Origin of the sequence: Chthonomonas calidirosea T49, assembly GCF_000427095.1 — a bacterium.
In the GTDB taxonomy this organism is placed as follows: domain Bacteria; phylum Armatimonadota; class Chthonomonadetes; order Chthonomonadales; family Chthonomonadaceae; genus Chthonomonas; species Chthonomonas calidirosea.
Genome location: NC_021487.1, coordinates 2,870,838 through 2,891,569 on the forward strand (window position 1 = coordinate 2,870,838; position 20,732 = coordinate 2,891,569).

General features: G+C 55.0%; 15 protein-coding genes. 8 read left to right on the forward strand and 7 right to left on the reverse strand.

Features of this window, described 5'->3' with window-relative positions; translation table 11 throughout:
* Window position 1: 1 nt before the first annotated feature.
* Window positions 2–3,118, reverse strand: a complete 3,117-nt coding sequence (locus CCALI_RS12115) for an alpha-mannosidase (RefSeq protein ID WP_016483765.1) — start codon at window positions 3,116–3,118, stop codon at window positions 2–4.
* Between the two features lie 135 nt (window positions 3,119–3,253).
* Window positions 3,254–3,769: an Hsp20/alpha crystallin family protein gene (locus tag CCALI_RS12120; protein ID WP_016483766.1), complete on the reverse strand. Its 516-nt coding sequence runs from the start codon at window positions 3,767–3,769 to the stop codon at window positions 3,254–3,256.
* A gap of 284 nt (window positions 3,770–4,053) precedes the next feature.
* Here CCALI_RS12120 and CCALI_RS12125 point away from each other — a divergent pair, with 284 nt between their 5' ends.
* The 7 genes from CCALI_RS12125 (at window position 4,054) to CCALI_RS12155 (ending at window position 12,512) form a co-directional block, all read left to right on the forward strand.
* On the forward strand, window positions 4,054–6,243 hold the full coding sequence (locus CCALI_RS12125; RefSeq protein ID WP_016483767.1) for a hypothetical protein: 2,190 nt from the start codon (window positions 4,054–4,056) through the stop codon (window positions 6,241–6,243).
* Entirely contained in the window at window positions 6,240–7,280 is a 1,041-nt protein-coding gene (locus CCALI_RS12130; RefSeq protein ID WP_016483768.1) for a GNAT family N-acetyltransferase, read from the forward strand. The genes CCALI_RS12125 and CCALI_RS12130 overlap by 4 nt, the downstream gene beginning before the upstream one ends.
* 18 nt (window positions 7,281–7,298) lie before the next feature.
* On the forward strand, window positions 7,299–8,450 hold the full coding sequence (locus CCALI_RS12135; RefSeq protein WP_044949224.1) for a hypothetical protein: 1,152 nt from the start codon (window positions 7,299–7,301) through the stop codon (window positions 8,448–8,450).
* A gap of 301 nt (window positions 8,451–8,751) precedes the next feature.
* Window positions 8,752–9,852, forward strand: a complete 1,101-nt coding sequence (locus CCALI_RS12140) for a glycosyltransferase family 4 protein (protein WP_016483770.1) — start codon at window positions 8,752–8,754, stop codon at window positions 9,850–9,852.
* Between the two features lie 9 nt (window positions 9,853–9,861).
* Window positions 9,862–10,545: a lipoyl(octanoyl) transferase LipB gene (gene lipB / locus CCALI_RS12145; RefSeq protein WP_016483771.1), complete on the forward strand. Its 684-nt coding sequence runs from the start codon at window positions 9,862–9,864 to the stop codon at window positions 10,543–10,545.
* 81 nt (window positions 10,546–10,626) lie between these two features.
* A complete protein-coding gene (locus CCALI_RS12150; RefSeq protein ID WP_016483772.1) occupies window positions 10,627–11,751 on the forward strand; it encodes a GNAT family N-acetyltransferase in 1,125 nt (374 codons plus the stop codon).
* A gap of 26 nt (window positions 11,752–11,777) precedes the next feature.
* Complete coding sequence (locus CCALI_RS12155; RefSeq protein WP_016483773.1) at window positions 11,778–12,512, forward strand: M48 family metallopeptidase; 735 nt, start codon at window positions 11,778–11,780, stop codon at window positions 12,510–12,512.
* Here the strand turns inward: CCALI_RS12155 and CCALI_RS15430 are convergent.
* From CCALI_RS15430 to CCALI_RS12180, 5 genes are all read right to left on the reverse strand, one after another.
* Complete coding sequence (locus tag CCALI_RS15430; RefSeq protein ID WP_016483774.1) at window positions 12,509–13,153, reverse strand: hypothetical protein; 645 nt, start codon at window positions 13,151–13,153, stop codon at window positions 12,509–12,511. The genes CCALI_RS12155 and CCALI_RS15430 overlap by 4 nt on opposite strands.
* 140 nt (window positions 13,154–13,293) lie before the next feature.
* Window positions 13,294–14,301 carry a Gfo/Idh/MocA family protein gene (locus CCALI_RS12165; protein WP_016483775.1) on the reverse strand — a complete coding sequence of 336 codons (1,008 nt, stop codon included), beginning with the start codon at window positions 14,299–14,301 and terminating at the stop codon, window positions 13,294–13,296.
* A gap of 12 nt (window positions 14,302–14,313) precedes the next feature.
* The gene (locus tag CCALI_RS12170) at window positions 14,314–15,144 is read right to left on the reverse strand and encodes a sugar phosphate isomerase/epimerase family protein (RefSeq protein ID WP_016483776.1); all 831 of its coding nucleotides are present in this window, start codon (window positions 15,142–15,144) and stop codon (window positions 14,314–14,316) included.
* A gap of 57 nt (window positions 15,145–15,201) precedes the next feature.
* Window positions 15,202–16,104 carry a 4-hydroxy-tetrahydrodipicolinate synthase gene (gene dapA / locus CCALI_RS12175; RefSeq protein WP_016483777.1) on the reverse strand — a complete coding sequence of 301 codons (903 nt, stop codon included), beginning with the start codon at window positions 16,102–16,104 and terminating at the stop codon, window positions 15,202–15,204.
* Window positions 16,097–17,122, reverse strand: a complete 1,026-nt coding sequence (locus CCALI_RS12180; protein WP_016483778.1) for an aspartate-semialdehyde dehydrogenase — start codon at window positions 17,120–17,122, stop codon at window positions 16,097–16,099. The genes dapA and CCALI_RS12180 overlap by 8 nt, the downstream gene beginning before the upstream one ends.
* 379 nt (window positions 17,123–17,501) lie before the next feature.
* Here CCALI_RS12180 and CCALI_RS12185 point away from each other — a divergent pair, with 379 nt between their 5' ends.
* Window positions 17,502–20,723, forward strand: coding sequence for an efflux RND transporter permease subunit (locus CCALI_RS12185; RefSeq protein ID WP_016483779.1), 3,222 nt, complete (start codon window positions 17,502–17,504; stop codon window positions 20,721–20,723).
* The last annotated feature ends 9 nt before the right edge of the window (window positions 20,724–20,732 follow it).

Here is a 20,732-nt window from a genome sequence, read left to right on the forward strand (position 1 = left end):
TTTATGGCAGCAACAGGCGGAGTGTTTTAACCTGCCAAGGCAGAAAGGAGAGCGATAGAGCTCCTTGGGTTACATTGCAAGGCCGCCCTTCCGTTTCCAGCAGCGTGGTTTCCCAGACTTGAGTCCCCTCCGGCAGGCCTTTGAGAAGGGCGATACCAGAGCGCCCAGCGCTCTCGTAAAGGCGGACGATTATTCCATTGCCATCGTGAGCGGTTTTCAAACAGCCGATCTTTACCGTGGTGCCTGGGGCAAGATGGGGACGGCAGATCGCGCAGCGGGCGTTTTTACCGTTCGCCTTTCGTGCGATCAGCGGCTGATTAAAGCCGGCGGCGGCCTCTATGACCCCAGCTTCGGGCCAGAAGGCTGGATGAGGATAGAGGCTATAGCGCACTTGATGCAGGCCAACATCGGAGCAGGTGTCGGGTTCATAAGCGGTGCGAACGAGATTCATGCGTAGCCGGCAACCAAGCACATCGTAACCATATTTGCTATCATTCAGTAGTGCAATACCGTATTCCGGCCCACCAACCCAAGCCCAACGCAGAGCGGGAACCTCTTGCCCGTCCGACGGGCGACGCACGGCGGCATAGGGCGTTTCAAACCAGGCTTGGCATTCGGATAGGCGTGCTGTAAACGCTACTTTGAGGTTTGGAATACCTACCTGCGGATTGCCGACCTCCTGCCAGTCGAGATGGGTTTCAAAGTCAATTCGAGGCAGAGTCTGATAGAAAATGATCTTCTGGAGAATGGTCGTTTTCCGCACCGTGTGACGCGTCTCCAGAACGCAGCGCACTGGCCCCGTCTCTAAGATGCGCGTTGTCGCCCCTCGAATGAGGCTGAACTCCTGGTAGACTTCGTCGTAATGCCACGCTGCCATGCCATGTGGATATTCGTCCACAAGCTGAAGAACGCCGAGGGCGAGATCGGGGCGAGCCGAGTCCAAGTAGTCGCTACCACGTCGCAGGCCATAGCCTACTACCTCTTTACCTACCCGTTTGTCGTAGAGGCTAACGATGATGCCGCAATCTCGGCGGATGTAGGCAATAAAATAGGGCGTTTCGATGCGATAGTAAGGGGCGCTTTCTGCAGCATCGGTGGGAGGAGCTAGCGAGCGCGGGTCAACTGGGGCGTAGGCCGGTTCGGGAGCGAGGACGGGAAAAGCCAATTCATCGTACACGGGCAGATAGCCAGCCGTTTCAAAGGCACCTAAGGTGGGTGTAAAAAGCAGACCCTCCGCTGTTATTTGCAAAGGGTACCGCGTGCCATCTACTCGTTGTAGGGCGGTAGGAGGGGTTTCTGTCCATCCTTCAAGCCGTGCAACATCCGTGCGTTCGAAACCGAGTGGGTTTGTAACGGCGATGACACCCGGAGGTAGAGGACTTTCGAGCACATCAAGGGCCTGCTGTATTACCTGTTGCGCGGTAGCTTTTACGGCTAGGAAATCCTCACGGTTCTGTTCGTAGGCCTCATGAATGGCCGAGCCATCGAGAATATCGTGGAACTGGTTAAAACAGACGGTACGCCAGGCCTGGCTAAGCGCCTCTGTAGCGTTCTGACCGGCCAGAGCGGCTACCGTGTCGGCGGTGCAGAGCAAGTTTTCTCCTGTACGATTGTAGTACTTTGTATCGGCATGGGTTGTATAGCAGCCTTCAAAGATGGTGCTGCTTTCGCCTCTATGCACGGGCAAGACAGGATGATGTTGCAGAAGCTCCCTTGTGTAGTTGTCGAGACGACTGCAGAATGCGGTTGGAAGCAGGGGGGTTTTCTGAAAACGGCGTAAGGCCTCGAGGTTTTGACGTGAGGGCCCTCCGCCGTGATCACCGATTCCATGGAAGTGGAGCGCGCAATGATGCCCGGCGTGGTGCGCTCGAAGGGCTGCTTCGGCCAGATCACGAGCGTATATCTCTCCGTTGTAGGATGGTGTGGAGAAGGCCAAAATGCGGGTTCCATCTTGTCCTTCCCACCAGTAGGCAGGCCAAAGCTGTGCCTGACCTGGGTTCGCTCGGTGGTGATAGTAACGCTCGGCTCCAGCCAAGGTGGCAAGCTGTGGGATGTTGCCAGCATGCCCAAAGGTATCGGGGGCATGATAGGTGGTTGGAGTTACCCCAAGCACCTCCTGTGAGTAACGTACTCCCTCTAACATCTGGCGGACATGGGCTTCACCCGATGACATATTCGAATCGTTCTCGATCCAGGCCACGGTGGTGGCTTCCCATCGCCCCTCTTTAATACGTTCAAGCACCTTTTGAAAGAGATCGGGTGCTTTTTGGCGTACAACCTCGTAGGTTGCCGGTTGACTATGAGAAAAGGTAAGTTCGGGGAACTCCTCCATCAGCTGCAGGACGCTCTTGAAGTCACGCAGGATCACCTGCACGGTATCCGGCCAGGTCCACAACCAGTTCATGTCAATATGGCTGTGGCCGATAAGGTGAACCCGCATGTCCGCAATGGGTTTTTGCAATGGTGTCAAAATGGTGATGATCTGCTGGGAGAGCGCCTCGATCTGATCGAGAGAGGTTTCGTCGGTTATTTCCGGCACAAGTGCGGCGGCCTCTTGCACAAGACGGCGTTCGGTTTCGGTTTGTGCGAACCCATGGGCGAGGGCGAGTTGCGCCCAAAGGATATCGAGTTTCTCGAAGCGGTTGCGAAGGCTCGGCGTGGTCAGACGCAGCTGATACCACCCCGTAACTTGATGGTTAGGGATGCGCATTTCCAAACGCAACTCGCCGTTGTCGCCCTCCTTTAGGGCGGGAACGATGGTAAAAAGCGCGGATCCGGCGGCCACAGAGAGGCTATCGTCCTCGAAGATCGGTTTTCCGTTCCAAGTGATGCGGGTGGGGTAGAGCGTAAAGAGCGTCCCTTGCAGTGGTTCACCGACGATAGGGGCTCCTGCTGCGGTGTTGGGAAGATTTAGCTTTGTGGAGAGGCGAACCTCAGCGTTCGGTTCCACAAAAAGATTTTCAAAAGAACCGGTGCCGTGAAGTACAGGCGTGCCTTCCCCCGGTCCGGAAAGGCGTTGCCAGGCGATAGAGGGGAAGCCGTTAAGGGCACGATCGGCCGCAGCACGAAGTCGCTGAAGCGCTGTGTGGAGGACGTGGGGTGTTGACATAGTTGACATAAGCGCAAAGCCGCTCCTATGGATTCAAGCTAGTTTCCTAGCTTATTCACCATAGGCAGCGGCTTTTCCTACAGCTCTGTTCGTCCACGCTGGCCAGCGAGGTGCGAGCTGCACGCCTCGCTATTCCCCTGGAAACTATTTGTTGACGTTGATCTTAACGGTCTTAGGTTTAACAGCCTCCGCTTTGGGCAGATGAACCTCTAGCACACCGTTGCGATAGTTGGCTTCCACCTTATTGGGGTTGATCTCAACCGGCAAGGTGTAAGAGATTTGGAAGGTGCCCGTGCCGCGAGCCGTCCAGAGGCTTTGGCGATGCTGCACCGCGTTCTCCGCTTGATAGAACGGTTTTCGCTCGCCACGGATGGAGATGGTATCGGTCGTGGCCTCGATATGGAGGTCTTCCGGGTTGATGCCCGGCAGCGGCACGACGAAGACGATCTCTTCGTCGGTCTCGAAGACATCGGGCGACAGCTCCGGATCACCCACGAAGGCGGTGGATCCGAGCATTCGGCTCAGTGGCGTGTAGCCCATCAGCGAGGCGAAGAGATCATCCATGTAGCGATGCATTCGATCAAACTCTGCCCAGGGGTTCCAGCGGACTACGTTCTCGTTCGATCGCACGGTCAAAGCGTTTCCATTGTTGCGGGCCATAGGCATCACCTCCTATGAAGTATTCTCAAGTTTATATTCTTGTTGGCACACCTCTTTAGTGTGTTCCACTAATATGTACGTACAGCATCACATTCAATGTTCCCAAATTGCAGGATGCTCCCACAATTTTTACGCGATTCTCATGGCCCACAGATATGTGCAGCTTCCGTAGGCAACTAGCTTCCTAGCTAGGAAATCGCATAGCTCCCTAAGGCCTGCAGGAAACAGTCGGTGTTGTAGAGAAAAAGACACAAACATCGCTTGGAAAGGGATGGTTTGCAACGATGTACCGCTGTTGCCAGTCGCTAGGGTGGGCAGGCATCTGGCTTCTACTTTTGAAGGCCGCTACCCCGTCGGGTGCTGCGACTTCGCTGAAACTGAGTCTCCGAGCCGATCAGAAGCAGATAGCGGAAGGCACAAGCGTTGTGCTTCATGTCCAAGCTTTTCGTAAACACGGTGTGCCTGCGTCCGGCGTGAAGCTTTGGCCTTTGTGGAATGGACGCCGTTGGGGAGCGGAGATCACCACCGACGCACAGGGACAAGCGGTCTATTCGGTTCCGCTGCCACTTTCTGGCTTAGCTCGTCTTCAAGTGGCGCAAGCCCCCTCCTCTCAACCGCTTATGGCTTGGTGGATATGGGCTTCAAAGCTGCAAGATCATCAAAAGGTTTGGCTCTGGCGTGTCTTTACCCTTCCCTATAAACCGAAAAAGGCTATCCTCTACATCACCTGCGACGATCGGTTTACGGCCTACCTGAACGGCAAGCAAGTTGCAGCCGGTGCGGATTTTCATAAGGTGCACACCCTTAGATCGCTGCAACGCTACCTTCATCCGGGCGGTAACTGTTTGGCCGTGGAGTGCTACAACGGCTCCGGCCCCGCAGGTCTTTTAGCACGTCTCGATATGAGGCTGCCATCCGGCCAACTGGTTTCCATTGGAACCGATTCCGCTTGGCAGGCAAGCCTAACAAAACCCGTCCAGTGGCCTCAACCTCTGACTCCCGCTCTACCGGCAGTGACGGAAGCCAAAGTGGGTGGAGGCGTTTGGGGGCGGGATATAACGGGGTGGCCGGGCCTGCACGCCTTCAACGCTTTTACCACCGATACCCCAGGGCCTGCCAACACACCTCGCTCGAATGCCGTCCTCGTGAAGGTCACTCCATGGCACCCTCATCAGCAACTGCCATGCGACCCATCACACCTTGTAGGTATAGAGTGGGAACCGTGGTTCACTCCGCTAAACGCCACATGGAGCACCGCCGAGGCGATTCCTGTGGAAGGTACCTACAGCTCTTTTGATCCGCTTGTGGCTCGGCAACATCTTCTTTGGATGATCCGCTGCGGCATAGATTTCATTCTCGTGGACTGGTCGAACAATCTCTGGGGCAAGCAGCACTGGAAAGACCATGCTCCGGGCGTGGATGAACTCATACGGGGAACCGACGTGCTGTTTCAGCAAGCGGCAAAGCTGCAGCAAGAGGGGTTCTCTGTTCCCAAAATCACTCTGCTTTTAGGGCTAAATAACGGCCCTTCCACCACCACTACAGCGCTAAGTGAGGAGATCGCGTGGGTTTATCAGCACTATTTAACAAATCCAATCTATCGTAACCTCTGGCAATCGGCCTATGGTAAGCCGCTTATTGTGATCTTCAATGGGCCGGGGCCGGGCGATCTACAGGGGCAACCACCTGTCCTTGCTCCTCAGTTCACCGTGCGCTGGATGGCTAGTCAACTTCAAAGCTGCCACTTCGAGCGCTTCGGCTACTGGTCGTGGATGGACGGCAGCATAACCCCCGTTCCCACCTACTATCAAGGCCAACCGGAAGCGCTTACCATTACCATCGCGTTCTTTGGGGATGGGGGATGGCTCTATCCGCAGGCCATGGGGCATGAGAACGGCTATACCTACCTCAAGGAGTGGCAGACCGCCTTCGCGGTAAGGCCCCGCTTTCTGCTGATCTGCCAATGGAACGAATTTGCTGGGCAACCCGAAGGAGCAGGCTACGGGCCAAAGCATGATATGTATGTGGATAGCTATAGTCCCGAACTGTCCAACGATATTGAACCGACTTCCTTAACGACCCCTGCCTATCGTGGCAAGGGCGGTTGGGGTTATCTCTTCCTTAATCTCACACAGGCGGCGATCTACCTTTATCATCATTCGACCTCACGGGAGGGACTGTTGGCTCTAGCAACGCCTCATCAGGATCAGGGCGCACTGGTCTTTCGTTGGGCCTACCTCGGCGATGCACCCACTAGGTTCACCGTGATAGTGGATGGCAAACCAGTAGCGACCCATCTGGAAGGAGATACCTATCGTCTTTCACGAGATAATCTATCTCCCGGAAAACATCGTATCGAAGTGCAAGCTGAAAATGTGTATACTCTATTTCCGATCGCACGGATGCATGAGGATCGAACGAGTGAGGTTAACCAACATTTTCCTGTTGAGGCCTATGAGGAGTTTGTAAGGTGACTTCCCCAACACGGCCTGTAGAGGCTGAGCGCGTTTCACGCTCCATCACCTTTCGCCGAGGGACGCCGGAGGACGAACCCGATACTTTTGAAGTGATGCGTCGTGCCATGGGCAGCGACATAAGTTGGAGCCAACATGTGAGGGCACGGCGCCATCTTCGTTCTGCGCCTAACTCCAGTTACTGGGTGGCCGAAGACACACCGCGTTTCGGCCGAAGCCGCATCGTTGGATATGCGCATAGCATTGTACGAGACGGGGTATGGCAGCTCACCGAGTTCTTTGTGCTAAGCGCTTACCAACGCCAGGGAATTGGACGCACGCTTCTGCGCTGTTGTCTTCAGGATGGAGAGGAGGCCGGTGCCTCTTCACGGTTTATTCTGGCCTCCTATCACCCTGCTGCCGATTCGCTCTACATTCGCCTCGCCGGCTGTTTTCCGCGCCTGCCCATGCTGCTCTTAGGGGGGCAAGTGGAGTCGCTTCATCCCCACTCATCTCACGGACCCATTCTCGATACGCTTACTCCGCCAAGCAGTTTAAACCCGGATTCCTCGGAAGCACCGCTTTTGGCCGAACCCGTAGAGGCCAAGCCAGCAACTCTGGCCATTCTTGACCATCTCGACCGAACGATTTTAGGGTATACCCGTTTGCCAGAACATCTCCACTGGATCGCCGAAACAGGTGGGCCGGAAGGGGCTGCGCGTCTGTTTCGTAGAGCTGATGGGGGGACGAAGGCCGGTGAGCCAGTCGGCTATGCCTATTATGGCCCGCTCTCTACCGGCCCTTTCCTTGCCCTTAATCCTGCCGACCTACCGCGGATGGTGCTGCATGTGCTGCACGTGGCAAAACTCCATCCTCGTATGAGCGGGCATCTTACGCGCGTTGAACCCTACCTTGCCATACCCGGCTGCAATGAAGTGATGCTGCAGTGGTTGTTGGGATGCGGATGGCGCATCGTGTTTCAGTATCTTTATATGAGCTCCCATCCTGTTCCGAAGCTCGAACATTATGTCTGCCATAACCCACTTCACTTCTTCTAGTAAGCTAAGTAAAGACCCATGAAAAATAACCTTGCACGGCTTTGCACTGGATGCTTTAAAATGTTTGCGCTCGCCCTCCTGCTGTTCTGGATCGGGGCAGAAGGGGCACGTGCCAACACCGTGGAGTTGAGCGTACCTACCTACCCAACGGAGGCGCTGAAGCCAAACGCTTTTAGTGAAAGCCCTCGCTGGATGCCTACGTTGCCTGCAGCAACCCTTGTACACCTACCAGTGGCTGTTACCAACCCAAGCAACCGCACCCTGACGCTCTTTGTACGTAGTGCACCCCTCTATTTTCTAACAAAGAATGCTCCCCATAAGATTGCCGTTGCCACCAAGCCGCTCCTTCTAAAACCGCATGCCCAACGTACTCTCACATTTACGCTAAGACTGCCACCGATGCCCTACAATGCGCTGCTTCAATGGAATGTGCTGGCCCTCCAAGGTCAACAACGGCTTGCCTCTCTGCAGCGGCTCTACGTGATCGTGCCAGAAGGCACAGAGGGCGCACAAGCGGTTTATGAAGGAAGAGATGACACCACACAGGGTAACTGGTTAGGGCACTACGGCAAACAGGGCTTTCTTATCCCTCTTCGAGACGGCACGGCCAGCTTTTTCTTGCCTACCGTCACCGTGCAAAGAGGTACGGGGTTTGAACGCTGGCGCCCCTCCGCTGTCGGAAACGATGTGCTTGAAAGCGAGTTTGTAAACTTCGCCTTCGTAAAACAGCCTACAGTGGAGGATAAGCGTGTTTTATTAGGCGCGAATGGACTTACCGAACGCGCACCGGTGGCTTTTGCTGCCGCCAAGGTGCTTGTGCCCGTGCCCCATCAGCTGAACGTCTATCGTTACAAGATGTTGCCGCTTTTTCTGCGGGTCAACACAACCGATGCGCAGGCACATCGGCTGAGCCTCTATTTTCTCGACTACGCGCGCCTTGGTTGGAGCTATGAAGTGGACATTTACGATATTCAAGGTCATCCACTTGCCTCCCAGGTCGTGGACAACTTCGGAAATGGAGCCTATTTGCGCTTTCGTTTTACCGGTAGCGTCATCGTGCAGATTCGTGCCATTCATTCTAAAGATCCTATCACCGTCTGTGGAGTTTTTATTGACCCTGCAAGTGGCAAAGGACTGTTGTGGCAACCTGCTAGCACAGCCGAACGATAAGGCTAGTCATAGCTCCTGAGCCAGAAAAGAAACGGCGACCTTAACGCTCTTCGCTAGAGAGGAGGACGGAATAAGAGACATCGCCCAAATCTCTTTGGCTTGACTCCGTGTGATGGGCGTGCTATACTACCGTGGCTTGATATAACAAGCAAAAATGTGCTGGGGCGCTCTGTTGGCTTTGTGAGAAACCATGTCGGAATTTGTGCGTAATCTTTAAGGAAAGGTTTTTCAAAGTCTCCACCGTCGTGCCGCCCAGTCCTCCTGTCCACTCGCGAAGGCGGCTTGAGGCTTCGCGCGAACGATGAACATCGTACAGATCGTTTCTAGCAACCAGATTTCCGGCACCACAAGCCAGCTGCTTGTTCTCGCCAACCGCTTACGGCAACGAGGGCATCGTGTTCTAGTGATATGCCCACCGAACGGTTGGCTGCCCGAGCGCGTGCGCGAAGCGGGCATGGAGTGCCGTGAAGTGGTGATGCATGGGCCGCTTTCGCCCTTTGCCGTTCCAAGCATCGTTAAAACCGCACGAGCTTTTCATGCCCATATTCTGCACACGCATCTTACCCGCGCGGCCTACCTCGGTCACATTGCAGGCCGGTTGGCCGGACTTCCTGTTGTCTCCAGTGTGCATGTCATCAATCGAAACCCGGCTTACCGTTTTCTGCCTAATCGCGACCCCTCGGTGGTGGCTGTGTCGGAGTATTTACGGCAATGGCTTATCGAGCATGGCGTCCCCCCGCAGCGCGTCCGTACCGTCTATAACGGCACGGATTTTACAGAGTTTCCAACCCTCGATCCGCTGGAGCAACGCAAGGTGCGGCGAGAACTGGGTGTGCCCGATGATGCCCTTTTGGTAGGGCTGTTCGGCCAGATCAACGCCTTTAAAGGCAGCTACCTTCTGGTGCAGGCGGCTCGGCGCGTACTAGAGTGTTACCCCTCCACCTACTTCGTTTTTGTGGGAGCCGTTCAGCCTCAGGTAGAGGCTGATCTTAAAGCGCTGGCGAAAGGCTATGTGGAGCGACTGCGTTTTACCGGAACGCGCAACGATGTTCGCCGCCTGATGGCCGCCATGGATGTGATCACTCTACCATCCTGCTATGAGGCTTGTAGTATGGCCATCATTGAGGCGATGGCCGTTGGAAAACCGGTGGTTGCTACACGCGCCGGAGGTAACCCTGAACTGGTGCAGGACGGCGAGACGGGGCTGTTGATAGAACGAACTCCAGAGGCCCTGGCTGAGGCCCTCGTGGAGATATTGGCCGACACCTCACGCCGCCGACGCATGGGCGAAGCCGCCCTGCAGGTGGCGAAAGCCCGTTTCGCCTCCTCCGTTACGGCGCATCAGATCGAGGAGCTTTACAGTCGCCTTGTCAACTCCACGGCGGCCCAACTCTCCGGGTGACGGTCTGCAATGATACTGCGTGTACACCAGCTCGGTATCGTGCCCTACCGTCAGGCGTGGGATTTGCAGCGCCACCTTGTAGAGGAGCGTAGAAAGGGGCATATTCCCGACACGCTTTTACTGTTGCAACACCCCCCAACCATCACTTTGGGGCGATTTTCGAGCGCGAAGAACCTGGTGGCGTCTCAAGAGACCCTGAAGCGGTTGCAGGTAGAGGTTGTGCCCTCGGATCGGGGAGGTGATATCACGCTGCATGCGCCTGGGCAACTGGTGGGCTACCCCATTTTCGATCTGCAATCGCCCCCTCACAAGCCGGATGTGCACAACTACCTGCGGCTTGTGGAAGAGGCCCTTATTCGGACATTGGAAACTTATTCTCTCAAAGGATGGCGCTTTCCGGGCTATACTGGTGTTTGGGTAGACGGGCCGGAAGGCCGTCCCGAAAAGATCGCTGCCATTGGTATTCGCATCCATCGTTGGATAACGCATCATGGGTTTGCATTTAATGTCACCACCGATCTCTCTCTCTTTCAGCTCATTGTGCCCTGCGGCATACAGGCCTATGGGGTTACTTCGCTGTTGCGGCAAACAGGCCACAGCTATTCGATAGAAGAGGTTGGAAGGCAAACTGCTGCCGCATTCGCCACCACCTTCGGCCACGATAATTTGGAATTCGTTCCTTGGGCCTCTTAGACAGCTCCATGCGAACATCGGGCTTAGAGGTACAATCTAACAGGTAGCCTTCGAGGGACGTCTGTACGAGGGAGTGGAGCTTTGCAAGTTCAAGAGTATCATGAACGCGAGGCCCTGGAGCGCCTTAAGCCAATTTGGCACATGTTGCAGGAGGCGGCCACCAATATTACGCCTTTCCAGACGTGGGAATGGAATGAGGCCTGGTGGCGCCATGTGGGAACGAATCGGCGTGCTCGCGTGCTCGTGTTCTACCATAATCGCGAGGTGATAGCCCTGGCTCCACTCTGTGTGGGGCGCTACCTTGGAACACCTTTGCGCCGTCTAGAATGGATCGGTACGGGTTCCTCGGATTACCTCGGTTTTTTAGCGCTTCCTGGCTATGAAAAAGCCGTGGCAAAAGCCTTGTTTAACCATCTCCGCACCTCATTAGACGGCTGGAACATTGCCGATCTTCAACAGCTCCCTCCAAGTTCTCCACTGCTCGACCAGACGATATGGCCTTCTGTCGTGGGAGTTCAGTCCACTGAACCCTGCCCTTATCTTCCTTTGCCGCCACGTTGGGAAGCATTAACGGCGCAGTTAGGGAAAAAGATGCGCTTCAACATCGGTTACTACGCTCGACTGCTTCAACGCACCTTCCCCGATATGGCCTTTACGCTCGCCACACAAGAGACTTTAGAGGAGAGCATGGAGGCTCTTTTTTCACTGCACCAACGACGTTGGAACGCAAAATGGCTTCCGGGTGTGTTTGGCAGTCGTAGGGTTCAGGCGTTTCATAAGGAGGTAGCCGGCCGCTTCCTCGATAAGGGATGGCTCCGGTTGCATGTTTTGCAGGCCGATGGAGGCGTTCGGGCTGTGATCTACTGTTTTGCCTTTCGAAATAAGACCTACTACTATCAGGCCGGTTTCGCACCGGAGTACGCCCGCTACAGCCCCGGCACAGTTTTGGTGGCTCAGGCTATTCGGCAAGCTATCGAGGAGGGTCATGTAGAGTTCGATTTTTTGCGTGGTCAGGAATCTTATAAGTATCGGTGGCGGCCTCAGGAGCGGTGGAACCAGCGGTTGTTGCTGTTGCAGGCGCACGGCTCCGTTTGGGAGAGAGCCACCTTGGCAGGGCGCATCGGTTTTGCATTAAATCGCCTTGAGCGGTTTGTGGAAGCCCGTGTCAAGTCGAGCTTGCAGAAAAAAGGAGAAGCCTCTTCTTAAGTGTTAGAAAGTGAGGTCTCAAAGCCATGCGGCGTCGTCATCTTGTGGTGTTGTGCGTTATTTTGTTGTGGCTCCCCATGCTCAGCGGATGCCGCACACGGAGTTTCCTCTCCACAAAACAGGAGATTGAGCTTGGGAAAGAGGGTGCGCGCGAGGTGGAGCAAGAGTTCCGTGTGGATACCACTTCTCCAGATGCCGAAAGGGTACGGAGAATAGGGGAAAGCCTTCTGCCCCATATGGACCGGCGCGACGTGCCTTACTCCTTTAAGGTGCTTATCTCAAATCAGATCAACGCCTTTTCGTTGCCCGGCGGCCCTGTCTACGTCTTTCGAGGCCTTCTCGATCTAGTGGGCAATGACGATAGCGCCCTGGCCTGTGTTATTGGGCATGAGTGCGGGCATATCAATGCGCGCCATGTGGCACGTCATATCTCGACCGATATCATCCACAGCGCTCTTATCTCCATCCTCTTCCCCAATGCCAACGTACAAAATGCTGTAGGCCTTGTCGATCAGATCATCCAGTTAAAATACAGCCGTGACGACGAATATGAGGCTGACTGGCGTGGCCTTTCCTACGCCTACTATGCCGGCTATGATCCCAATGGCCTTATCCGTTTCTTCCACAAATTAGAGCTTGTGGAGAAGTGGGAAGGGGGTAACAACACCCCAGAATGGTTGCAAGACCACCCACTTACCCCCGAACGCATTAAGCGCGCCGAATGGATCATCGCTCATCACGACTATCGCTATGGGCATTAAGGTCCGTAGCTCGTATAGCGCGTTCCCCCGAAGCCGCGAAAGATAATTCGGGTTATGAACCACAGAATCAGCCCAAAAACGGCAAGGCTAATGAACAAGTGGAACCAGTTGAACCCGCCGGGATAGTAGTATCCTCCAGGGCCGAGGTAGGGGGGATAGTAGTAAAAGGCCGGATGGAAAGGCAGATAGTAGTACCAATGGGGAGCGCCCCAGTAGAAGCTATAGTCGCTCCAACCGCCATAGTAGTGAGCGGGATAGGCGCGTCCTTGGTAGATGTAGGAAGAGGAGTGGGTATAGCTTGGTCTTCCTCCAAAGGCCCCCGTACGCCCAAACGAGCCGCCGTAGCTTCGCGTCGAGGAGCTGTAGCTGCGGCTGCTACCAAACGTTCCTCCATAGCTGCCACTTCGGCCAAACGAACCGCCATAGCTTCGAGTGCCAGAGAAGGAGCTGCTGCGACCGCCGAAAAAGCCTCCATAACTTCGAGACCCTCCGAAGGAGCCGGAGCTACGCCCGAAGCTCCCGCCATGGAAACCACCGCCAAAGCTTCCGGGGCGCGCCATCGCCAACGGTAGAGCAAAAAACAGGGCCGTAAAAACCAACAGCAGCGCCAGTGAGGCCGACTTTCTTGTTCTTCCCTTCATGCTAGGAATGTCCTCCTTAAAGTTATCTGCGAATGCCGATGTAAGGTTAAAGCCCCCTCATAAAAAGAGAAAGCTATTGTATAGATCGTAAAACCCTGTCAGAAGGTTTCACGCATTTTTACAATAGCTCTCCCGTAGGATTAGCCGATCTCTTTAAGACTTACTTTACGTCCCTCTTGGGCGCTCTTGATGGCTGCAAACACCATAGCCAGCGATTTCAGGTTATCGGCAGCGCTGCACTCCGGATCGCGGTCTTCGCGTATGGCCGTGAAGAACTCATCGAGAATCGCCTGGTGAGCAGGCGGCACCTCCAAAGGCTCGATCTTTTCTTGCACTGGCTGTTCCACGCGATGCAGATGAGAGTAGGTCATCTGGTGTTTGTCCCAATCTATGCTGCCTTTCGGGCCTTCGATGCGCCAGTCCCCGTTCCATCCGGTTTGCGAGCCAACGGCGCAGCCGCAGGCGACATGGGTGGCAATGAGGCCGTCGGGATAGAAGAAGACAATGGAATGCGCCGCATCTCCCTTATGCCAGCCCCAAGGGTGGTTCCAAGTGATGGCCTGTACGCTCTCCGGTTCGGTGCCAAGTACATAGCGAAGCATGTCAAAGTGGTGCACCATCATGTCGTTGATGAGCATGTAGGGTTGCGTGACATAGTGGGAGCCGGGAATGTCGGCCCATGGTATGTAGAACCGAATATCGCACTGCCCCGGTTTACCGATCTTGCCTTCAGCAAGCAGGCGTCGGGTGGTGCGGGGGAAACTACCGAAACGATAGTTTTGCGTGATCATGTGCTTGCATCCGTGCTTTAAGCCCTGTTCTACCACTCGCTTTGCCGTGGCGTAGTTGTCGCTGAGGGGCTTTTCTTCTAAAACGTGGAGGCCGGCAGCAAACGCTTTTTCGGCAATAACGTGGTGGACGGCTGGAGGCGTAACATCGAGCACGAAATCGGCTTGAACCTTTTCGAGCGCATCGTCGAGGGAGGCGAAAAGGCGCTCCTTGGGAACACCGTGCTGCTCAATCGCGCGCTGTTGGTTCGCGGAGGACGGCTCTACATAGGCAACGATTTCACAGTCGTTGCGCTTGCGCACCTCACGCAGCCAAAAAAGGCCCTGTCCTCCCAACCCTGCGAGGATACAGCGATACATGTCCTTACTCCTTCACGATTTTTTTGCTTGTTCAATGCAGTTTCTTACATAATCTAGGCTTTTCGCCAAGTTTTGTGCCTTCTCCTGTGGAGTACTGCCGGTTATGCCGCATTCGTAGGCCATATAACCAGTAAAGCCGATATCGAGTAGCACCTTGAAAGCGGCCACAAAGTCTATGTCTCCGGTGCCTGGCTCCATACGCGTGTTATCGGCGAGATGGATATGGGCGACATGCTTGCCGGCCTCTCGAAAGGCCTGGGGCGTGTTGGTCTCCTCGATATGCATGTGGAAAAAGTCGCTAAGAAGCGCGATGCCTTCGACGTTTGCCTCCTCAATAACCCGCACCCCATCGCTCTGACGGCGCAGATAGTGCTGCTCATAGCGATTGAGCGGCTCAAGGAGAAAGAGAGTGTTGTGGGCGGCGGCAAAGGGGCCGATCTCTCGACAGATAGCCACCATCAGTTTATCCTCGATCTCCAGAGGGGTCATTACGGGCGAGAGGTCGGGCACACGCGGCCCTCCGAAAATGGGCGGGCATATCTGACCTGCTGCTCCCACCTCTCCGCAAAAAGCTAGAATGGCCTTGCTGCCTTCGATGCTTTTTCGCCGTTTGTTGGGGTCGGGATCGAGAAAATCGAAGCTCGCATGGCCATCGAGATCGGCGTTTCCACAGACGCTGGAGATGGGGACGATGCCGTTGATCTGTTCAGCCTCCCGACGCATCTGGTTCAAGCCACCCCAAGCGCCTAGCTCGATGCCGTCTACTCCATGGTCTTTGGCCCATTTGGCCTTGTCGGCAACCGTTTCTCCGGGCAGAAGTCCAAGTTGCACAGCGATTTTCAAGTTAGCTCTCCTCTCTTTGTTTGATAAACCGTTTTACTTTCATCACGCAGAGCGAAATTAGGGAAGCAGACCATACTGCTCCATCGCGTCACGTATCACAGCGCGCTCCCTATCGTTGGCCTCCACAAGAGGAAGACGCAACCCTCCCACCGGCAGACCAAGCATCGCTAGAGCCGCTTTGAGGGGAGCCGGGCTTGGGGTGGTAGGCTGGAAACAGGCCCGAGCAATGGGCAGCATTTTCGCATGGAGACGTGCGGCCTCTGCATAGCGCCCCTCAAAGAAGGCCTGATGCATCGCTTTAAGATCTCGTCCTACCAAATGCGATGTTACGCTGATCACGCCCCCTGCACCCACCGAAAGCATAGGCAGTGTGATGCCATCCTCGCCGCTATAGAGGGAGAACCCCTGCGGCGCATTCGCGGCGATCTCGGTGCATTGCAGCAGATTACCCGACGCCTCTTTAATGCCTACAATGTTCGGCACATCGTGGGCGAGCCGCAAGGTGGTGGCCGCCTCGATGTTCTGGGCGGTGCGGGTTGGCACATTGTAGAGCAAGCAAGGGAGGCCGGGCACGCTTTCGGCGATGGCGCGAAAATGTTGGTAAAGTCCCTCTTGTGAAGGACGGTTATAGGGCGGAACGACAAGTAGAGCACCATCCACTCCGATCTCTGCGGCCTCACGGGTCAATCGAATAGAGGTGCGGGTGTCGTTGGTACCGGTGCCGGCGATGACCGGCCCACGGCCGCGCGCACAGCGTTTCACCAGACGAAACAGATGCAGCTTCTCCTCATGACTTAGCGTGGGCGACTCGCCCGTTGTACCAGCCACCACGAGGCCATCAGAACCGTTTTCAAAAAGGTAATCTACAAGGCGCTCTACGGCGGCATCATCAATGGCCCCATGGCTATCGAAGGGGGTCACCATGGCGGTAAGCACTTGACCAAATCGCGCACTATGCATGTTGAGAACCCTCCTTAATCCACCATTCCGCTATTTGTAGAGCGTTAAGCGCAGCCCCCTTCAAAATCTGGTCGCCGGAGACAAAGAGGTCTATGGCGTTCTCATTTGATAGGTCGTAACGCAGCCGACCAACAAGTACCTCGTCTCGGCCGCTGGCTTCGATGGGCATAGGGAAGTGGTTTGCCTCACGGTTATCCACGAGGGCTACACCGGGGAAGGCCTCCAACGCTTTTCTTGCTTCCTCAAGTGAAGGGCGCGTTCCTGGAGCAAACTCCACATTGACGCTTTCCGAGTGCGCGCGCACCACGGGCACCCGCACGCAGGTTGCGGTGACTTTAAGGTGAGGGTCGTGGAGAATTTTGCGCGATTCGAAGATCATCTTGCGCTCTTCCTCGTTGTAGCCCGTCTCGTCTATTTTTGTGTTGTGACAAAAGAGGTTGAAGGCAATGGGGTAGGGAAACACACGCGGAACAATGGGTTTTTCCCGAAGCACGTCTCCGGTCTGTTCGATAAGCTCGGCCATGGCTTGGGCACCGGCGCCGCTTGCCGCTTGATAGGTGGATACCACAACGCGACGGATGGGAGCGAGTTTGCGTAGAGGAGCAAGCGCCATCAAGAGGATGATGGTCGAGCAGTTAGGATTGGCGATGATACCTTTGTGTAGGCAGATGTCTTCAGGGTTGATCTCGGGCACAACAAGAGGCACGGCTGGGTCCATTCGAAAGGCAGAGGAGTTGTCAATGACAAGAGCACCGGAGCGAACCGCAAGAGGAGCAAAGTCGCGGCTTCGAGAGGCTCCGGCAGAGAAAAAGGCGATATCTACGTTCTCGAAGGCGTTTGCGTCAAGCCGTTCTACCACAAGCGATTGACCGCGGAATGGGAGCGTCCGACCTGCCGAGCGCTCCGAGGCGAGCAGGCGCAACGAGGCTACCGGAAACTCACGTACCTCTAAAAGCCGCAACAGCTCTGTACCTACAGCTCCCGTGGCGCCCACAATGGCCACATGATAGGTTTTCATTGAAAGTAAGGTCTCACTTTCAAAAACGGAATCTACGTAGGGTAAAGTCTACTCTATCTGCTGGAAGGGCGTCAACTACTTGTTTTGCCCTATCCCTTCTTTCTCCTAGTCTGGGAGAAAGGGCCGTTAGACATGCGGTTCTGCAGACGATTGGCCAGACAAACTTCCCGCGCGCAAAGCGCTAGAGTAAAAGTGCCTCAAACAAACGGCCCACACGGTGTGTTGGATATCTGAAACCTCTCTTGCGGCCTGTGCGTATTCAGAGGAAATATTCCTTCCAAATAACAAGGTGCTGTAAGGAATCTTTTTTGAGCTATAATGCTAAGGAAATCCAAAGGATTTAACGCAAATATCTGTTTCAGCATGAGGTGACCGAACTATGCAGTGGCTAGCGGAAGTCTGCGTGCGGCGACCGGTGTTTGCCACCGTGCTCGTCCTTGTTCTTGTGGTAGTGGGTATCTACGGCTATACCCAACTGCAAGTGGATCTCTTTCCCAAAGTGGACTTCCCCGTGGTCACCGTTACCGTGACAGAGCAGGGTGCCTCTCCTCAGGAGATCGAGACCGATGTGGTGGATAAGATTGAAGAGGCGGTGAATACCATCAGCGGTATAGATAGCCTCAGCTCGGTCTCTTATGATGGGGTAGGGCAGGTTATCGTCACCTTCGTGCTCGAGAAAGATATAGACGTCGCTGTGGAGGAGGTGCGCGCCAAGGTCAACGAGGTTTTGCCCGACCTTCCCTCCGATATAAAGCCGCCGGTTATTGACAAAGTAGACCCCGATGCTGCGCCCATTCTTCAGTTAGCGCTCTCTGCGCCGGATAACATTCGTAACATCAGCGAATATGCCGACAAGGTGCTGCGCCGCCAAATCGAGTCGATAGATGGCGTAGGGCAGGTGACGTTGTTGGGTACGCGCAAGCGCCAGATCAATATCTATTTGAACCCCTATAAACTGCGCTCTTATGGCCTTACCGCCTTGGATGTGGAACGGGCTCTACAAGCTCAGAACCTGCAAACGCCGGGCGGTGATGTAGATGAAGGGGCCGTCAAGCTCACCGTACGCACACTCGGGCGCGTAACAAGCCCGCAGCAGTTTAGCGACATTGTCATCGCCAAAGGGCCTGGAGGCTCCTTTATTCATGTGGGAGACGTCGCCCAGGTGGTGGATGGCACGGAAGAGCCGAGCACAGTGGCCGATTTGGTAGAGCCCGGAGTTTCACATCCCATTCCCACCGTGCTTCTCTCTATTCGCAAGCAGTCAGGGCTGAATACGGTGGCGACCGTGCAAGCGGTAAAGCAGCGATTGGCGGAGATCCGCCCCACATTGCCCCCCGGCTACAACATCCGCATTGTGCGCGATCAGTCCACCTATATTCTTGCCTCTACCAGAGAGGTGATGTCGCATCTGAAACTCGGTAGTCTGCTTGCGGCTCTGGTGGTGTTAGTGTTTTTATGGAACTTTCGCACGACGATCATCTCCGGTTTGGCCATCCCGGCCTCTATCATCAGCACTTTTGTGCTGCTTTATGCGATGGGCTTTACCCTTAACCTGCTCACACTACTTGGGCTTACTTTGGCCGTTGGCATCGTGATTGACGATGCGATTGTGGTTTTGGAAAATATCTATCGGTTTATCGAAGAGAAGGGGATGCGCCCCTTCGAGGCTGCCATCGAGGCTACGCGCGAGATCGGCTTAGCCGTACTTGCGACGACTTTATCTCTGGTGGCTATCTTTCTGCCGATCGCCTTTATGACGGGCATCACTGGGCGCTTCTTAAAATCTTTTGGCCTTACCATGGCCTTCTCTATCCTTGTATCGCTCTTTGTCTCCTTCAGCCTCACCCCCATGTTGGCCTCGCGATGGCTAAAACCGCGAGGCCTGCCTGGTGGCACAGATGCTCCAGAATGGATGCCTGTTGGCGTGCCGGGTGAGGAAGAGCCGACCGAGAAGCGCCTAGTGGCAACCTCAAAACAGCGTGGATTTTTCCATTGGATAGATACCACCTATACGGCTATTCTTAAATGGTGTTTAGGCGGTAAATGGGGATGGCACCGCATCTTTGTGTTGATCGCCTGTCTTCTTTCTCTGATGAGCATGGCGATCGTAGTACCCCTAGTTCCTAAAAACTTTTTGCCAGATAACGATCAATCCCAGTTTCAAATCTCCGTTCGCGCTCCTGAAGGCACAAGCCTCGTGGCCACACAGGCGCTCGCCGACCGAATCGCGCGTGAGACGCTGAAGCTGCCGGATGTCGAGTATGCGGTGGTTACCATCGGTGATAACCCACAGAAAACCCAAAATCTTGCCTCTATTTATGTTCAAATGAAACAGGTGGAGGATCGAACCGACGGTTATACCCAACAGGACGTTCAGCAGATGGTGCGGACTGAGATTCTTCCGAAATATGGCAACATTCGCGCCACCGCAGGCCCCATTCCGGCTTTCTCTTCGGGAGCGCCGCAAGCAGCTATCACCTACTCGCTATCAGGCCCCGATCTTAATCTATTGGCGCAATACTCGCAGCAGATTCTAACTAGGTTGAAGAAAATCCCGGGTGTCGTGGATGCCGATACCTCCCTCGTTCTCGGTGTGCCGGAAATAGACGTTGTCATCGACAGACAACGTGCTGCCGACTTGGGGGTATCCGTGGCCGATTTGGCCAATACACTGCACCTTCTGGTGGGCGATCAGCAGGTAACCGACTACTTTGAGGGCGGTGAGCAGTATGAGGTGCACATGCGAGCCGCTTTGCAATACCGCGATAATCCGGAGATTCTTAAGCAGCTAACGGTTCCTTCCACCACAGTGGGCAGCGTGCCCCTCGATCAGGTGGTGCATCTGGTGCAGACGACGGGGCCGGCGCAGATCAACCGCCTCAATCGCCAGCGAAATGTGCTGATCACCTGTAATATTCTGCCGGGCTATTCGCAGCAGGCGATAGGCGCCCAGATCGTGAAGATGTTCGATCAGATGCATCTTCCGCCTCAATACCGAATCATTCCGTTCGGCACGTCACGCGAGCTGATCCGAGCCTTTAAGGCGTTTGTGGTCGCCTTCCTCTTAGCCATTATCTTTATGTACCTCATTTTGGCCGCACAGTTTGAATCGTGGGTCTATCCGATTGCCATCATGAGCGCGCTGCCGCTTACGGCGCCATTCGCCTTCCTCTCGATCTACCTCTTCCATCGTACCGTGAATATCTTTTCGATTTTGGGCATCCTAGTGCTGTTTGGTGTGGTTAAAAAGAACGGCATTCTCCAAATTGACCACACCAACCAGCTGCGTGCCCGCGGTATGAACCGATTCGATGCCATCATACAGGCCAACCGCGATCGACTACGCCCTATTCTCATGACGACCATCGCGTTTGTGGCAGGGCTTATTCCTTTGGTGCTCTCAAAGGGAGCGGGAGCAGAGACCAATAAAGATATCGGCTACACGGTTATGGGAGGGCAGACGCTTTCCCTGTTGCTCACCCTGCTGGCGACACCGGTTATCTACTCGATTCTCGACGATCTGGCGATACTGTTCTACCGCGTGCGAGGCAGTGCGGCGGATGGGATAACGCAGCTTATTCGTCGCTTACGGCGAAGGTAGGAAAAGCGT

Excerpts from the sequence above, each read along its gene's own strand:
- lipB (WP_016483771.1), top strand. The coding sequence starts at position 9,862 with ATGATACTGCGTGTACACCAGCTCGGTATCGTGCCCTACCGTCAGGCG.
- CCALI_RS12155 (WP_016483773.1), top strand. The coding sequence starts at position 11,778 with ATGCGGCGTCGTCATCTTGTGGTGTTGTGCGTTATTTTGTTGTGGCTC.
- CCALI_RS12185 (WP_016483779.1), top strand. The coding sequence starts at position 17,502 with ATGCAGTGGCTAGCGGAAGTCTGCGTGCGGCGACCGGTGTTTGCCACC.
- CCALI_RS12180 (WP_016483778.1), bottom strand. The coding sequence starts at position 17,122 with ATGAAAACCTATCATGTGGCCATTGTGGGCGCCACGGGAGCTGTAGGT.
- dapA (WP_016483777.1), bottom strand. The coding sequence starts at position 16,104 with ATGCATAGTGCGCGATTTGGTCAAGTGCTTACCGCCATGGTGACCCCC.
- CCALI_RS15430 (WP_016483774.1), bottom strand. The coding sequence starts at position 13,153 with ATGAAGGGAAGAACAAGAAAGTCGGCCTCACTGGCGCTGCTGTTGGTT.
- CCALI_RS12115 (WP_016483765.1), bottom strand. The coding sequence starts at position 3,118 with ATGTCAACTATGTCAACACCCCACGTCCTCCACACAGCGCTTCAGCGA.
- CCALI_RS12120 (WP_016483766.1), bottom strand. The coding sequence starts at position 3,769 with ATGGCCCGCAACAATGGAAACGCTTTGACCGTGCGATCGAACGAGAAC.
- CCALI_RS12165 (WP_016483775.1), bottom strand. The coding sequence starts at position 14,301 with ATGTATCGCTGTATCCTCGCAGGGTTGGGAGGACAGGGCCTTTTTTGG.
- CCALI_RS12135 (WP_044949224.1), top strand. The coding sequence starts at position 7,299 with ATGAAAAATAACCTTGCACGGCTTTGCACTGGATGCTTTAAAATGTTT.
- CCALI_RS12125 (WP_016483767.1), top strand. The coding sequence starts at position 4,054 with ATGTACCGCTGTTGCCAGTCGCTAGGGTGGGCAGGCATCTGGCTTCTA.
- CCALI_RS12140 (WP_016483770.1), top strand. The coding sequence starts at position 8,752 with ATGAACATCGTACAGATCGTTTCTAGCAACCAGATTTCCGGCACCACA.